Origin of the sequence: Bacillus sp. 0209A (genome assembly GCF_036765095.1) — a bacterium.
Classification (GTDB): Bacteria; Bacillota; Bacilli; order Bacillales; family Bacillaceae; genus Bacillus; species Bacillus subtilis_G.
The window spans coordinates 976,008-990,988 of record NZ_JBAIZV010000002.1; the positions used below are offsets into that span (position 1 = coordinate 976,008).

At 41.8% G+C, this 14,981-nt stretch carries 16 protein-coding genes; 6 read left to right on the forward strand and 10 right to left on the reverse strand.

Annotated elements, in window-relative coordinates; translation table 11 throughout:
• Positions 1 to 13: 13 nt before the first annotated feature.
• The 5 genes from V6D44_RS10115 to V6D44_RS10135 all read left to right on the forward strand — a co-directional run bounded on the left by V6D44_RS10115 (position 14) and on the right by V6D44_RS10135 (position 4,479).
• Entirely contained in the window at positions 14 to 874 is an 861-nt protein-coding gene (locus tag V6D44_RS10115; RefSeq protein ID WP_087993340.1) for a polyprenyl synthetase family protein, read from the forward strand.
• A 14-nt stretch (positions 875 to 888) separates the two neighbouring features.
• A complete protein-coding gene (comX, locus tag V6D44_RS10120) occupies positions 889 to 1,050 on the forward strand; it encodes a competence pheromone ComX (protein WP_003241045.1) in 162 nt (53 codons plus the stop codon).
• Positions 1,051 to 1,057: 7 nt separating this feature from the next.
• Positions 1,058 to 3,355 carry a histidine kinase gene (locus tag V6D44_RS10125; protein ID WP_202328143.1) on the forward strand — a complete coding sequence of 766 codons (2,298 nt, stop codon included), beginning with the start codon at positions 1,058 to 1,060 and terminating at the stop codon, positions 3,353 to 3,355.
• 80 nt (positions 3,356 to 3,435) lie between these two features.
• Positions 3,436 to 4,080, forward strand: a complete 645-nt coding sequence (comA, locus tag V6D44_RS10130) for a two-component system response regulator ComA (RefSeq protein WP_202328144.1) — start codon at positions 3,436 to 3,438, stop codon at positions 4,078 to 4,080.
• 18 nt (positions 4,081 to 4,098) lie between these two features.
• Complete coding sequence (locus tag V6D44_RS10135; RefSeq protein ID WP_253268529.1) at positions 4,099 to 4,479, forward strand: hotdog fold thioesterase; 381 nt, start codon at positions 4,099 to 4,101, stop codon at positions 4,477 to 4,479.
• 39 nt (positions 4,480 to 4,518) lie between these two features.
• On the opposite strand, the gene mnhG is transcribed toward V6D44_RS10135, so the two are convergent.
• Genes mnhG through V6D44_RS10170 form a run of 7 tightly spaced genes read right to left on the reverse strand, consistent with a single transcriptional unit; the run spans position 4,519 to position 10,287 of the window.
• A complete protein-coding gene (mnhG, locus tag V6D44_RS10140) occupies positions 4,519 to 4,893 on the reverse strand; it encodes a monovalent cation/H(+) antiporter subunit G (protein WP_087993405.1) in 375 nt (124 codons plus the stop codon).
• Complete coding sequence (locus V6D44_RS10145) at positions 4,877 to 5,161, reverse strand: Na(+)/H(+) antiporter subunit F1 (protein WP_087993404.1); 285 nt, start codon at positions 5,159 to 5,161, stop codon at positions 4,877 to 4,879. Before V6D44_RS10145 ends, mnhG begins: the two co-directional genes overlap by 17 nt.
• Entirely contained in the window at positions 5,161 to 5,637 is a 477-nt protein-coding gene (locus V6D44_RS10150) for a Na+/H+ antiporter subunit E (RefSeq protein WP_289347983.1), read from the reverse strand. Before V6D44_RS10150 ends, V6D44_RS10145 begins: the two co-directional genes overlap by 1 nt.
• A gap of 5 nt (positions 5,638 to 5,642) precedes the next feature.
• Positions 5,643 to 7,124 carry a Na+/H+ antiporter subunit D gene (locus V6D44_RS10155; protein ID WP_289347982.1) on the reverse strand — a complete coding sequence of 494 codons (1,482 nt, stop codon included), beginning with the start codon at positions 7,122 to 7,124 and terminating at the stop codon, positions 5,643 to 5,645.
• Positions 7,117 to 7,458 (reverse strand): Na(+)/H(+) antiporter subunit C, encoded by a 342-nt coding sequence (locus tag V6D44_RS10160; protein ID WP_010329900.1) that lies wholly within the window; start codon positions 7,456 to 7,458, stop codon positions 7,117 to 7,119. The genes V6D44_RS10155 and V6D44_RS10160 overlap by 8 nt, the downstream gene beginning before the upstream one ends.
• Complete coding sequence (locus V6D44_RS10165) at positions 7,458 to 7,889, reverse strand: Na(+)/H(+) antiporter subunit B (protein ID WP_148963957.1); 432 nt, start codon at positions 7,887 to 7,889, stop codon at positions 7,458 to 7,460. Before V6D44_RS10165 ends, V6D44_RS10160 begins: the two co-directional genes overlap by 1 nt.
• A complete protein-coding gene (locus V6D44_RS10170; RefSeq protein ID WP_333516467.1) occupies positions 7,882 to 10,287 on the reverse strand; it encodes a Na+/H+ antiporter subunit A in 2,406 nt (801 codons plus the stop codon). Before V6D44_RS10170 ends, V6D44_RS10165 begins: the two co-directional genes overlap by 8 nt.
• 229 nt (positions 10,288 to 10,516) lie before the next feature.
• Between V6D44_RS10170 and V6D44_RS10175 the strand changes: the two genes are divergently transcribed.
• Entirely contained in the window at positions 10,517 to 10,732 is a 216-nt protein-coding gene (locus V6D44_RS10175; protein WP_087993399.1) for a hypothetical protein, read from the forward strand.
• A 238-nt stretch (positions 10,733 to 10,970) separates the two neighbouring features.
• Here V6D44_RS10175 and maeN read toward each other — a convergent pair whose 3' ends face one another.
• The 3 genes from maeN to maeL form a co-directional block, all read right to left on the reverse strand.
• Positions 10,971 to 12,317 (reverse strand): sodium/malate symporter MaeN, encoded by a 1,347-nt coding sequence (gene maeN, locus V6D44_RS10180; RefSeq protein WP_333516468.1) that lies wholly within the window; start codon positions 12,315 to 12,317, stop codon positions 10,971 to 10,973.
• A 299-nt stretch (positions 12,318 to 12,616) separates the two neighbouring features.
• Positions 12,617 to 13,324 (reverse strand): two-component system response regulator MaeM, encoded by a 708-nt coding sequence (maeM, locus tag V6D44_RS10185; protein ID WP_087993397.1) that lies wholly within the window; start codon positions 13,322 to 13,324, stop codon positions 12,617 to 12,619.
• Positions 13,317 to 14,918 carry a two-component system sensor histidine kinase MaeL gene (gene maeL / locus V6D44_RS10190; RefSeq protein ID WP_087993396.1) on the reverse strand — a complete coding sequence of 534 codons (1,602 nt, stop codon included), beginning with the start codon at positions 14,916 to 14,918 and terminating at the stop codon, positions 13,317 to 13,319. Before maeL ends, maeM begins: the two co-directional genes overlap by 8 nt.
• Positions 14,919 to 14,981: the final 63 nt, after the last annotated feature.

Sequence of the window (14,981 nt, forward strand, 5' to 3'; positions counted from 1 at the left end):
GATCAAGGAGAAAATGAAGGAGATTGTTAGCCAAAAAATAATGAATCATGACTTGGAACGATATCTTCAGAATTTTATTGAGTCTAAGGATACTTTTGAGTTTGCCGATTTGGCCCTTCATCATTATTTAGCTTTTAACGGTCAGGACAAAAAAGCAATCGAATTGCTAGCTGCCGGAATTGAATTGCTTATACTCTCATTCGATATTTATGATGACTTAGAGGATAAAGATAATAGAAATGCTGTATGGATGAAGATTGACTCGTCTATCGCTTTAAATGCAGTTACAGCTCTATACACCCTAAGTATACAAGTGATGTGCCAAGCTAGTCATGAACCAGAATTTTCACAAAAGATATTGAATTTTGCATTACAATCAATTCAAGGCCAGCACGATGATATTGTGAATGCCCCGAAAACTGAAGAAGCCTGTCTGGAAATGATTAAAAATAAATCAGGAGCGCTAACAGCACTGCCGTGTGTGATGGGGGTAATGCTGGCGACTGGCAAATACCATCCCATCGTTGCTTCTTATTCTTATGAACTTGGGATTATGTCGCAGATCGATAATGATTATAAAGGTTTGTTTTACTTAAATAACGATTTTGTTCAGAAAAAAAATACATTGGCATACTTATACTTAAAAAAACAATTTAATGATGCTTCAGTTGAGCTACTAAGTTTATATCAAAAACCCGAGGAATTTGTTTCTATTAATACGAAGGCTTTGAAACAAAAATTAACAGAAGCAGGCGTTATACAATATTTGCTGGTGATGAAACATTTATCTCTCCAGAAAATAAAAAAAGAAATGTCACAATTAAAATTAGAAGATGATAAAACTGAAAAATTATTGTCTGTTATGATTAAATAAGGAGGGGATGTATTATGCAAGAAATGGTAGGATACTTAATTAAATACCCAAATGTTTTAAGGGAAGTAATGGAAGGTAATGCTTGTTTATTGGGTGTTGATAAAGATCAATCTGAATGTATAATAAATGGTTTTAAAGGATTAGAAATTTATTCAATGATGGATTGGCACTATTGAGGGTTAAATGAAGTCTAGAACCAATAAAATTTCTGTATTGTTAGTTGTAATAAGTCTGTTATATGTTATTTATTTGACCTATATAAGCAATAATAATTTGTTAGTTGGAGCAGCTGTTTCGAAAGGGAATAACGGGGACGTTGTAATTACCAATGTAGATGAATATTCAATGGCATCATACAGCGGAATAGAAAAAGGGGATATCGTAAAGAGTATTAATAATCAAAAGATAAACACTAAAGAAATAAAAATGAATAAGCTTAAAAATGTAAGTTCAATGGTTGTTGAGAGAAATGGCAAGGATGTTGAGCTAAAGCTGACCTTATTTAATGATAAAAATTTTTCTACTTACTTAATACCGTTAATGTTTTATATTGTTTGTTTATTTTGTTGCCTATTTATATTAAAAATAAATGAATCGAAGGATTTACTATCTGCTTTAGTTTTAATTATATTTTTGTTATCTGCTGCTATTGCTTATATAAGCGCAGGAGTTTCTGTTAAAGGCGATCTACTATGCAGATGTATTATGGTGGTAACATTAATATCTGTACCGCTAAACTACCTTCTATTTCTTTATCATTATTTTAGAGAGTTAGGCACTACCTTATTTGATAAAAAAGTTTTCATTTTATATTTAGTACCGATCATAAATGTAGTGTGTGAAATGTTTCGTTCACATCTTTTCTTTCGTGATTATGTGCCTAAATTAAGTTTACTATCTTTTTTCTTTTTATTTATAATAGTAGTGATTTATTTCTGTATCATTTTAATTAAAAATAAAGATACTGAACAAGCGCATATTATTAAGGTCCTCACAGTTATTAATATCTTTTCTTTTGCACCTTTTTTGTGTTTATATTTGATACCTTATGTGTTTCTAAATGCGCACTATGTTTCTTCCTTTTTAGCAGCTTCTTTTATGATGTTAATACCTTTCTCCTTGGTATTTCAATTTATGACAAATAAAATCTATAATGTGGATTTTATTTTAAGCAGATTAAGATATTATGGCTTTTTAGCTTTAACGCCAACAATTATTCTAATCACTACAATTGAATTAATTAGTAGTCCTGATAGTGATTTTTATAGTGTTAAACTAACATTTTTAATTTATATTATCATGTTGGCGGTCTTTTATTATAAAGAAGTACTTGATTTCAGGTTTAGATTAAAAAGGGTCTCAGAAAAATTCAATTATCAAGATAGTATATATAAATTTACGCAGCTGATTAGAGATTCAACATTCCTGACTCAAGTATTTGAAGAACTGAAAAATACTATACTTGAGGTCTCTCTAGTTAGCCGAGCATATGTATATGAAGTTTCAGCAGACGGAAGTATTAAGCTATATGATGATGAGACCGTAAATTCATTCGAAAAAGTCTATCAAAAAGAATTTAGAAAAGTAACATCCGAAATAGGGAAAATAGTTGAATTCAATAAAGGTTTTGTCATGAAAATAGGTGAACGCGGCGGAAAATCATTTGTGATCCTTTGTTTATCTAAAATGAATACGCCCCGTCTCACACTTGAAGAACTTTCTTGGCTGAAAACCTTGGCGTTTTATACAAACGTATCGATCGAAAACGTTATGAAAATCGAAGAGCTGATGAGTCATTTAGAAGAAATAAAACAACAAGAATCAAACCCAGTTTGGCTCAAAAAACTCATGTACACCATCGAAGAAAAACAACGCTCTGATCTCGCCCGCGATCTCCACGACTCGGTTCTACAGGATTTGATTTCATTAAAACGTCAGTGCGAGCTGTTTTTGGCTGATTTTAAGAAGGATGATAGTCCGTGCCGGGAAGATGTGCAGGACAAGCTTGTACAGATGAATGAGCAGATGTCTGATGTGATTTCGATGACGAGGGAGACGTGTCATGAACTGCGGCCGCAGCTTCTGTATGATCTTGGGCTTGTGAAGGCGCTGTCCAAGCTGGTGGCTCAGCAGCAGGAACGGGTTCCGTTTCATATCCGTTTAAATACCGGCAGATTTACGGCTTCGCTTGATCTGGATTCGCAGCTGAATTTGTACCGGATCATTCAAGAGTTTCTGTCTAATGCGGTCAAGCACTCTCAGGCGACGGATGTGCTGATTATGCTCATCAGTATTCAAAACAGGATCGTTCTGCATTATGAGGACGATGGTGTAGGATTTGATCAAGAGAAAAATAATGAGCATTCCATGAGTATGGGGCTTTCCGGCATTAAAGAGAGAGTCAGGGCTTTAGATGGACGCCTTCGGATTGAAACAAGTGAAGGAAAGGGCTTTAAGGCTGATATTGAAATCGAATTGTAATGGTTTTATAACGGAAACGACTTGGCACAAGCCAAGTCTTTTTTATAAAATGGAAAAGAGTGAGTAAAAGGGAGGAAAACATGAAAAAGATACTAGTGATTGATGACCATCCGGCTGTCATGGAAGGCACCAAGACAATTTTGGAAACGGATTCGAATCTGTCTGTTGATTGTCTCAGTCCTGAACCGAGCGAACAGTTTATCAAACAGCATGATTTCTCGTCATATGATCTCATTTTAATGGATCTGAATTTAGGCGGCGAGATCAATGGGATGGAGCTTTCTAAACAGATTTTACAAGAGAATCCTCATTGTAAAATTATCGTGTATACCGGTTACGAGGTTGAGGATTATTTTGAGGAAGCGATTCGTGCGGGTCTGCACGGTGCCATCAGCAAAACGGAATCTAAAGAAAAGATCACCCAATACATATACCACGTACTCAACGGAGAAATTTTAGTCGATTTTGCTTACTTTAAACAGCTGATGACTCAGCAAAAAACAAAGCCGGCTCCTTCCTCTCAAAAAGAACAAGATGTGCTCACACCCAGAGAATGCCTGATTCTTCAAGAAGTTGAAAAGGGGTTTACAAACCAAGAAATCGCAGATGCGCTTCATTTGAGCAAGCGGTCCATCGAATACAGCTTGACATCGATTTTCAATAAGCTGAATGTCGGTTCCCGAACGGAAGCGGTTTTGATTGCGAAATCAGACGGTGTACTTTAAATAAGGGAGTTGGATAGAATGGACACGAAACACACATTGCTTGAAGCGCTTGGAATTAAGATTGTTGAAAACACAGCGGAACGATGCGTTGCGGTCATGCCGGTGGATCATCGGACGGTGCAGCCGTTCGGCTATTTGCATGGAGGCGCTTCAGTGGCGCTGGCAGAGACCGCGGCGAGCGCAGGCGCGCAAAATCTGATTGATCACACAACACAAGCTTGTGTCGGTTTGGAGATTAACGCCAATCATTTGAAACCCGTCAAGGAAGGAACGGTAAAGGCGGTAGCCGAGCCGGTTCATACAGGCAGAACGACGATTGTCTATCAAATTCACATTTATGACGAGCAAGAAAGGCTGATCTGTATATCCAGATGCACGCTGGCTGTCATCAAGAAATAAAAAAACAGCCGGAACTCTGCCTGTCCGGCTGCTTATTTTTTATAAGTAAGAATCCTCTTTGCGTTTAATCACAAAGTTTCTGATTCCGTTGTAGTCATCCTGTACACTTCTCTTATCAAGCTTGACGCCGGAGTTGTACGCGGCACGGCAGATCAAGTGTCCCCCGACAGGCGACGTAATAAAGATAAACAGAATCCCGAGCAGGATTTTAGCGGAAATGTTCCCCGTCACAAACCACAAATAGAAGAAGACACCGAGCAGAATCATATTGACGCCCAACGTTGAGCCTTTAGATGCAGCATGAGAGCGTGTAAACACATCGGGAAGGCGAAGTATCCCAAATGAAGCAACAAGGCATACAAGAGCGCCAAGCAAAATGAATACAGCCACAACGACCTTAGCGATTTCGATCATTTTCGATAATCTCTCCTTTCTCCAGGAATTTGGAAAATGCAATTGTTCCGATAAATGCTAAAATGCCCAGCAGCAAAATAATATCCAGAAACGCGTTTGTATTCAGCAAAATGGAGACAAGCGCCGTGATCGCAATCAGGTTGATGCCGATTGCATCCAGAGCCACTACCCGGTCAGGCACAGTCGGCCCTTTAATGACACGAATGACATACAAAAAGGTAGACACTGCCATAATGCCGAGCGCGAGTTGCAGGATCAGTGTAAACATCAGCGGCTCACCTCCTGTATGGCTTTTTCAAATGACTCACGAATATCAAAAATGGCTTTTTCCGCATCCTCAATATCCATCGCATGAATATAAAGTATCGTCTGGTCATCGGAAATATCCATCACCAAGGTTCCGGGCGTTAATGTAATGAGCAGGGAAAGCAGGGTAATTTCCCAATCCTTCGTCAGTTCAGTCTTAAAAGCGAAAATGCCCGGTTTGATATTCATTTTTGGCGATAAAATGGATTTCATTACACTGACGTTTGCAAGATACAGTTCCTTTAAAAAAATCAAAAAGAGTTTGATGATCGAAATCAGTTTCCATAGATAAAACTGGCGAGTAAAAAAGCGCCGGAAGAAAAACAGAGAGAGCATTCCCAGAATATAGCCTGTGATAAATCCTGCGGCGCTTGGACTATTGCTCAAGAACATCCAGCAAAAAGCGAGAAACACATTTAATAAAATTTGAAATGCCATGCGATCTACTCCTTCAAAACAGCTTCAATATATTTTTCCGGATTCAGCAACGTCTCGGCCGCTTGATCAACGTAAGGTGACACCCACTCTGTACCCAACCCGAAGAGAAGAGATAGTAAGAGAAAAAGAGCTGCCGGATAAAGAAGTCCTTTAGCTGTTTTATGATTTGGTTTCGGTGTCTCTTTTTCTTCGCCCCAAAACGCATGCATAAAGATCCTCAGTACAGAGTACAGTACGAGCAGACTCGAAAGCAGAATCAGCATGGAAATCGTAAATTCACCTTCTGCGAAGCCGCCCTCCGCAATTTTGAACTTGCCGATAAATCCGCTGAGAGGCGGGATGCCCGCGAGAGAAATCGCTGAAATGAAAAACATCCATCCGAGAAGTGGATAACGTTTGATCAGCCCGCCCATTTTGTGCAGGCTCGCTGTTCCAGTCAACGCAATCAGCGTGCCCGCCAGCATAAATAAAGCGCCTTTAATCAGCATATCGTGAATCAGATAATAAATCGCGCCTTGAATGGATGCGGGGGTATGGACTGCCACACCGAACAAAATCACGCCGACAGCTGTAATAATGTTGTAGATCACAATTTTCATGACATCCGCATAAGCGAGTGAACCGATAACACCGAAAATCACAGTCAGCGCCGCCAGCCAAATCATCAGCTGATGGGTAAAGGCTGCGTCGTGAATAAAAATTAATGTGAAAACCCTAGTAATCGCATATAAACCGACTTTTGTCAGCAAAGCGCCGAACAACGCGGAGATTGCCGCCGGAGGCGCGTAATAAGAGCCTGGAAGCCAAAAGTAGAGGGGGAAGATTCCGCCCTTCATGCCGAATACTAAAAGCAGCAGGACACCAATTACAGTGATCAGCCCGGTTTGTCCTGACTCGCTGATTTTCACACTTAGATCAGCCATGTTTAACGTTCCGGTTACAGCGTATAAATAGCCGACGCCAATGACAAACAGGGCAGACGATACGATATTAAACACAATATATTTAAGGGACTCCCGCAGCTGAATTTTTGTGCCGCCTAATACGATCAGCATATAGGAAGCGATAAGCAGAAGCTCAAAAAATACGTACATGTTAAATAAATCGCCTGTTAAAAACGCTCCGCTGACACCGGCAAGCAAAAACTGAACACCGGAGTAATAAAAGGAACGCTCCCGTTTTTCACCGACAGAACGGAAGGAATAAAGGACAACCAATAAACCGACGACCGCTGTTGTGAGAACGAGCAGGCTGGCGAATTGGTCTGCGGCCAGCACAATGCCGTACGGCGCTTTCCAGCCGCCCAAACTGAGTGTCTGGATGCCATTTGTAAAGACAGTCTGCACGAGTATGCAACTGATCACAATCCCGATTGCCGATGCCGCAGTGCTGAAGATCCGCATGAGCATAAGATTCTTCGTCATGAAAATCAGCAGAATGGCCGACAGGAGCGGGATCAGGATTGGCAAAATAACAAAATTATTCATGTTGATCATTTCCCCTCATTTGATCCATATCGTCCGTTTTCAATTCCTGATAAGCGCGGAAGGCCATGACGAGAAGGAATGATGTAACGCCAAATGAAATGACAATGGCTGTCAAAATCAGGGCTTGCGGAAGCGGATCGACAAATGATTTGACATGCTTGCTTAAAATCGGAGCGGCGCCTTCCTTTAATCCTCCCATAGTCAAAAGCATTAAATGAACGCCATGGCTCAAAAGTGCTGTTCCGATAATAACGCGGAGCAGGCTTTTCGAAAGCAGTAAATACGTGGCAGCCATAAAGATAATACCGGCTAAAACAGACATCAAGATTTCCATTATTCTTCCTCTCCAATCGTTTGAATAATGGTCATCGTAATGCCTACGACAACAAGATAAACCCCTAAATCAAATATCGTCGCCGTGGCGAGCTCCGTTTCTCCAAATATCAGCAGATGAAAGTGCCCGAATGTATGGCTTAAAAATGGAGCCCCGAATACAAAGGAACCAACGCCGGTTAATACAGCGAGCAGAAGCCCGGCTCCCGCCACGTAAATGAAATTAACCGGCAAAATCGCACGGACGGTTTTTAAATCATATGCCAGGAGCAACAGAACGATGGAAGCGGACGTGATCAGCCCGCCGACAAAGCCTCCTCCAGGCGCATTATGCCCTGATAAAAATAAATAGAAAGAGAAAAGCAAAATGATAAAGGATACAAGTTTTGTCACAGTTTGAAGAATTAAGTCATTTGTTTTTTGTTCATTCACCGCTTCTCCCCTCCTCTTTTACTTTTGTTTTAATCATGCTGTAGATGCCGAGAGCGGCAACGGCCAGCACCGTTATTTCAAACATTGTATCAAAGCCCCTGAAATCGACGAGGATGACGTTGACAACATTATCCCCTCCGCCGAGATCATGGCTGTGTTTTAAGAAGAAGGATGAAATGCTGTCTTTTGTCCGCTGGCTTGAAGAAGCGATGCCAAGCAGGGTAACGATAATGCCGACTCCTAAAGCAATGATAAAGTTCGTCAATCGGAACGTTCTCGTTTTCCTTTTCAGCCTCAATTGCGGCAGATGGTAGAAACAAAGCAGGAACAGCGCCACAGAAATGGTTTCAATGACAAGCTGAGTCAATGCTAAGTCCGGCGCTCTGAAAATCACAAAAAACAATGCGAGCGTATAACCGACCACACCAAGAGAGATAATCGCTGTCAATCTTGAACGGGCAAAAACAGTCGCCGCTGTGGCGCTGATCATGACAAGCGTCAGAATCATTTCGTATCCGCCGATTTCAGCCATGCCTTCTGTTGTGAATGAAAATCCGCCTTTGATCATCATAGCTCCGCCCATCAGAATGATGAAACCAGCGAAGATATACAGCAAATAATCCCTTAAAAAGCCGGTCATATATTGTCTAGTGACTCGGTAAGAGCCTTTTTCCATGAGAGCCAGAAGCTTATCGTATAACCGATTGAGTGTCAGTTTCGAAGGAAACAGTTTATAGAATCCTTTCCACTTATTCAATGTCACATATCCAAGGATGCCGAGAATAATGATGCCGGCTGTCATTTTCAATTCTGTTGTCGGCCCATGCCATTGTGTAATGTGCACATGGAATTTCTCGTGGCTGTCCAGCAGCGTCGGATAGATTGAGTTCATCGCCGGTTCAATCAAGCTGTACGACAATATATTCGGGAAAAAGAAGAGACTGACAACCAAAGCGGCAAGAATGACAGGTGCTACGAGCATGCCCGCAGGCGCTTCGTGAGCCGGTTTTTTAAGCTGCTCAGGCTGGTATTTTCCCCTGAACGTTTTAAACAGCAATTTCATGCTGTAGATAAATGTAAAGACGCTTCCGACCCAGGCGAGAACAGGGAATAGAATGCCCCATGTCTGCACGTTGAACAGATCGAAATGTGTCACGCGAAGCATGCTTGTGAAAAACATTTCTTTACTCAAAAATCCGTTAAACGGCGGAAGGCCGGCCATTGAAAATGTCCCGATTAAGGAAATGGTAAACGTAATCGGCATAATCGCCATCAAGCCGCCGAGCTTCCGGATATCCCGTGTGCCTGTTTCGTGATCGATAATGCCGACTGCCATAAACAAGCTTCCTTTAAAGGTAGCATGGTTGATTAAATGGAAAATGGCAGCCATGGCGGCAACTGTATAATATTCTGTATGGCCGTAATGAAGAGCCGCGGCACTGGCACCAAGCATGGAGATGATCATGCCGAGCTGGCTGACGGTTGAAAACGCCAAAATCGATTTTAAATCGGTTTGTTTCACGGCTTGGAAAGAACTCCAGACCATCGTAATGAGCCCGACGAGGGAAACGATCCAAAACCATTGAGCTGAAAAGGCGAAAATAGGACTGAACCTCGCAATGATATAAATGCCGGCTTTCACCATCGTAGCTGAATGAAGATAAGCGCTGACAGGCGTCGGAGCTTCCATTGCGTCAGGCAGCCAGATATAAAAAGGGAATTGCGCGGATTTCGTAAATGCCCCTAATAAAATGAGAATCATCGCCGGAATAAACAAGTCGTGGCCGGCAATTAATTGAACTTGATGGATCATCTCTCTAATACTGAAGGAATCCGTTATCAGATAGAGGAGAATAAATCCGCCGAGCATGCACAGCCCGCCGCTGACCGTAATCAAAAGTGATTTGGCTGCGCCGTAGCGCGACTTTTCACGCTTATACCAATAGCCGATCAGCAAAAAGGATGAAAGGCTGGTAAGCTCCCAAAACATATAGAGAACCATGACATTGTCTACAAGAACGACACCAAGCATAGCGCCCATGAACATCAATAAATAGACATAAAAGGGCCCAAGCTGTTCTTTTTCTTTTGATAAATAAAAAATGCTGTAAAGAGTGACCAAAGAGCCGATGCCTGTGATCAGCAAGGCGAATAACAATCCGAGGCCGTCTATATAAACGGTGAAATTAATGCCAAGTGAAGGAATCCACTCCAATACCGACCGCAATGTTTCTCCCGATTGTGTCATCCTGATCATTGGGAGAAAGTATATAAACAGCAAGACGGGCAGGATCAACACAAACCAGCCCGTGTGCACTCTTTTTGCGTATTTTGCCAAGATGGGAATGAAAAGAGCAAATAAAAAAGGCGATAAAATAGCAAAATGTAAGAGCTGCAAAGATAAGACCTCCTTTTTCTTGTTCTCAATTAAAAAATGCGCTATGTATCAATATACGGTCAAACGACCTAGTCCAAATTATATCGCACTTTTCTGCAAGCCGCCATGCTTCGAACTGCAAAATAGGATTTTATGAGTTCTTTTGACCTTAAAATAAGTCTAACAAAAATAAACCTATTTGTATATTTAAAATCATTCCTGCTCAAGCTGAATGTAAGGAGCTGGTCATGTGAAGAGAAAGGTTTTGATATGTTCGGGTTTATTCTGCACAGTATTTACGGGTGCATTCATTTTAAATCAATATGACGGGCGCAGCGGTACGGCGGCTAGTGATGAGTGGGAGCTGTATTTACTGGAGCACCACCTGTCAGCCAGAATGAGTGAGATGGAATCAAAGGATATGCCGTTTGCTCCCCGAGAGTATATTCGGATTGTGAACAGATAAAAAAAGAGTTCCGCATAGAACGGAACTCTCAGATTGTTGACAAAGTCCTAAAACGGTTTTCGTTTTAGGACTTTGTCATCTTGTCAGCGTGATTGAAAACCCTTGAAGTCTAGGAAGGGCGAGCATCGGAGCACAGCGAATGTTGGAATTCGTGAGCACCGACGCGCAGGCCTGACAACGAATGCGAGGGTTTGTCGACACGCTGACTGTTCCGCATAGAACGGAACTCTTTCTCTGTTTATGAAGTGAAAAAACGAAGCAGAACTGTCGCGCAAATGACTGTGCCTGCACCGCCGAGACGGGTGGAAATTTGGGCGAACGGCATAAGGCCCATTCTTCCTGACGCTGATAAAATCGCAACATCACCCGTTCCGCCGAGACCGCTGTGGCAGCAGGTCACGATTGCGGATTCAACCGGGTACATGTTCATCAGCTTGCCCACAAAATATCCAGAAGCAATCATTGCGACAACAACTGAAATACATATGATGACAAACGGAATAGAAATCACAGCCGCCACGTCATCTAACGGAATAAAGAGGACCCCGAGACCGACCATCAGCGGCCATGTAAAGCTGGACGAAACAAATTTATAAAGCTGGTAGGCGCCATCTTCCATTTTTTTCGGAAGAATATTCGCATACTTGACAGCCGCAGCTGAAATAATCATCAAGATCGCGCCCGGGATGAAGAGAAATTTCTCCAATAACCCGCCGAAAATAAAGAATGTACACGCGAGCAGAACACCGGCTCCCATCAGTTTAAAATCAATTTTTGCTTCGGCTTCTTTTTGATTGAAAATCTCATTTGCTTTTTTAGATTTGACAAGCCGTCCGTTTCCATTTAGATCTGGACGCTTATCGCCAAGCTTTTTCATTAAAGCTGCACAGATGATAGCAAAAACGTTTCCGATAATAGCGGCAGGAACCAGCTGAGACACATACACATCAGCGGATGAACCGAGTATTTGTGAATAGGCGATCGAAAGCGGTAAAATGCCTTCTCCTATTCCCCCGGCAATAATCGGAACAACGACAAAGAAAAAGGAATCATAGGCGCTGTAGCCAAAAATAAATCCGACAAGTATGCCGGCTGTAACCGCCGCGATCGTTCCCGCAACGAGTGGAACGAACATTCTGATAAAACCTTGTATTAAAACAGTTCTGTTCATTCCGAGAATACTTCCCACAACAAGACAAGCGATATAAAAATAAAGGAAGTTAGACGTTTTCATCAAATTGGTTACAGCGTCTATAGATGTTGGATTCAGCACATTGTAAAAGACTAAAAATGAAGGGACAAACAAAGATAAAATGGCAGGGCCGCCAATATCCTTCAATATCGGAATGCGCTGGCCGATGTCTCCAAGAAACACACCCAGAATCATGATGATAGCAAACCCGCCAAGCATATTTGCGGGCAGCTCATTGTAATACGCTGAAAGAATAATAATAACAGCTAATACTGTGTATAATGGCAAAGGAATCACACCGATTTCCCAAGTCCATATTTTTTGAAACAGGTTTTTCTCCTGTAGGTCTTTTTGTTCAGGTGAATTTACCCCTGATTTTGGAATTGCTCCCATGTCATACACCCCCATGTATTGTTTGTTACAGTCTACAAGAAAGCGTTAACACTTCATATTTTTTTAAGTTAAAAAACTGATAAACAATTAAATTAATGAGGACGTTTGGATTAGAAAAAATCCCTGAGAAGCGTCTTCCCAGGGAGAATGTTTTATCGTTTTCCTTTTATGCGAGGCACGCCCGGCATTAGCCAAGCGAGAATTGTTAAGAGATCAGAGTCATAGATATGTCTTTAGAGTGAGCCGTTGCTTTTATAACGGTTTAGTTAACGGCGCTTCAGAGTGAACAGTGCGTTTTCTTATAGATATTGCTTAATTCCGTTAAAGTTTCCTGTGTTGACGTTGTACTGAAACACAGGTCTTCCGATTGTTCCGTACGCCATTTCTACATTCAGAACCTGTATATCTTCAAGAAATTTCAAGTATTTTCGTATGGATACTTGAGAGATTTCTGTATGCTTTGCTAAGTCTTCTGTCGTAAAAGATTCATTTTCAAATGATTGGATACTGGACCAAATCAGATTCAGCGTGCTTTTTGTCAGGCCTTTAGGAAGCTGTACTTTTTCTGTTGCTTCTTTCTTTTGAAAAAGCTCGGCGTCCAGTTCTTTTTGGCTCATGTTGCGATGGGTTGAATAAACCTTTTGTTTCCGCCTGTAATCAGACAGGGCTGTTTGGAAACGTTCAAATTCAAACGGTTTGATTAAATAATCGACAGCGCCGTAACGAAGTGTTTTCTTGATCACGTCAAGCTCACTGGCCGCCGAGATCACAATCACGTCAACTGCTTCATTTTGTGCTCTCAGTTCCGTTAGCAGTTCCAGCCCGTTTTTACCCGGCATATAAATATCGAGCAAAATGAGGTCGATGTGATGCTCTCCTAAAATATGCAGAGCGCTTTGAAAGGAAGAGGCGATGCCTTTCAGCTGAAAGCCTTCTATTTGGCTTAAGTATCTTTTATTTAATTCACCCACCATGGGGTCATCTTCAACTATTAGTACATTAATCATGATTTTCCTCCTTCGGTTCGTACGGGACGCGAAGACTGAATGTCGTTCCTTCATTCTTTTCGCTTGTGAGAATCATTTGGCCCTTTAAATTTTCGATGCTTTGCTGTGTAAAAGAAAGGCCGAATCCCCGGTTCTTGCCCTTTGTTGAATAGCCTTGTTCAAACACTTTGGCTTGATCTTCTTCAGACATGCCTGCACCTGTATCGGTAATTTCAATGTCCAGTATGCTGTTATGAAAACGCATGGACATGGTGATTTGTTTTTTCGGCATATTGGCAACGGCGTCCAGCCCGTTGTTGATGAGATTTCCAATGATTGTAATGAGTTCATGAATGACTGAAGGGTCTGCCGCGTTCGGGATGACACCGCTGCATTCAATATCAAGATTTGCGCCCTGCTCCCGTATGAAGCTCTGTTTTCCAAGCAGAAAACCGGCCAGCACGGAGCTTTTGATATCATTTATAATTTCGCTTGTTTCTGACTTTTGCTGAATGGCAATATCTTTTATATAATCTTCAAGGTCGTCATACTCTTTCAGCTGGACGAGACCTAATATGACATGCAGTTTGTTCATAAATTCATGAGACTGCGCTCTCAGTGCGTTTGCATACATTTTAACACCGGAAAGCTGTTCAGCTAAGTGTTTTACCTCGGTTTTGTCACGAAATGTCGCAATCGCTCCGACGGTTTGTCCTTTCAGCTGGATGGGAACTTCATTAAACACAAGCTCCAGTCCGTTAATGCGGATGTCTCTGTCTTGAAGAGGTTTTTTTGTCTCAATGACCTTTTTCAGGCGGCTTTTCGGCAGAATGTCATTGACATCCTGATCGAAAGGATTTGTGTTGATGCCCATTTTCACGAATAGGCGCTTTGCTTCCGCATTGGCAAGTTTAATTTTGCCGTGTTCATCGACAGCGAGTATTCCTTCCTTTGTCGATTCCAGCATCGCACTTCGTTCTTCGAGAAGAGTCGCAATTTCATAAGGTTCAAGACCGTACATGATATTTTTCACCGTACGGGCAACGATAACAGCTCCGATCACACCGACGAAAATGCTGACGCAGATAATAAAGTAGAGCGGACGTAAGCTATGGCTGATAACTTCATCAATTTCATTTACGGTGATGCCGACCGCGACTGCACCGACTTGTTTTCCATTCCCCGCGTAGACAGGGACGAATGCCCTCTGTGATTTCCCGAGCGTGCCAGAGGCCGTGCTGATATGAACATGTCCTTTTAATGCTTCGGATTCATCGCCGCCCATGAATTTTTTTCCAATTTTGCTCGTGTCAGGATGGGTTTTGCGAATGCCGTTCATATCCATGACGACAACAAATTCCGTGCCGGTGATGTTCTGAACCCGTTTTGTGTAGCTTTGTAGTTCCTTCTGTTTTTCTCCGCTCTCTAAAGATACGGCTGTAATCGGCGCTTCGGCCACCATTTCAGCAGTCTGCAGCGCTGTGGTTTTTTCTTCATCTCTAACCCGTTGGGTGGTTTGGGCACCGACTGTGAAAAATGTAATGAGCAGTGCGATTAACACAACGATACAAACAAATATGGTGAGTCTGGTTTGCAATTTTAATGTTTTTTTCATATAAAACTTCCTTACGTTTTATGATTCCTGCGTACTACTTTACCCTCAAAATGCTGCTTTGTG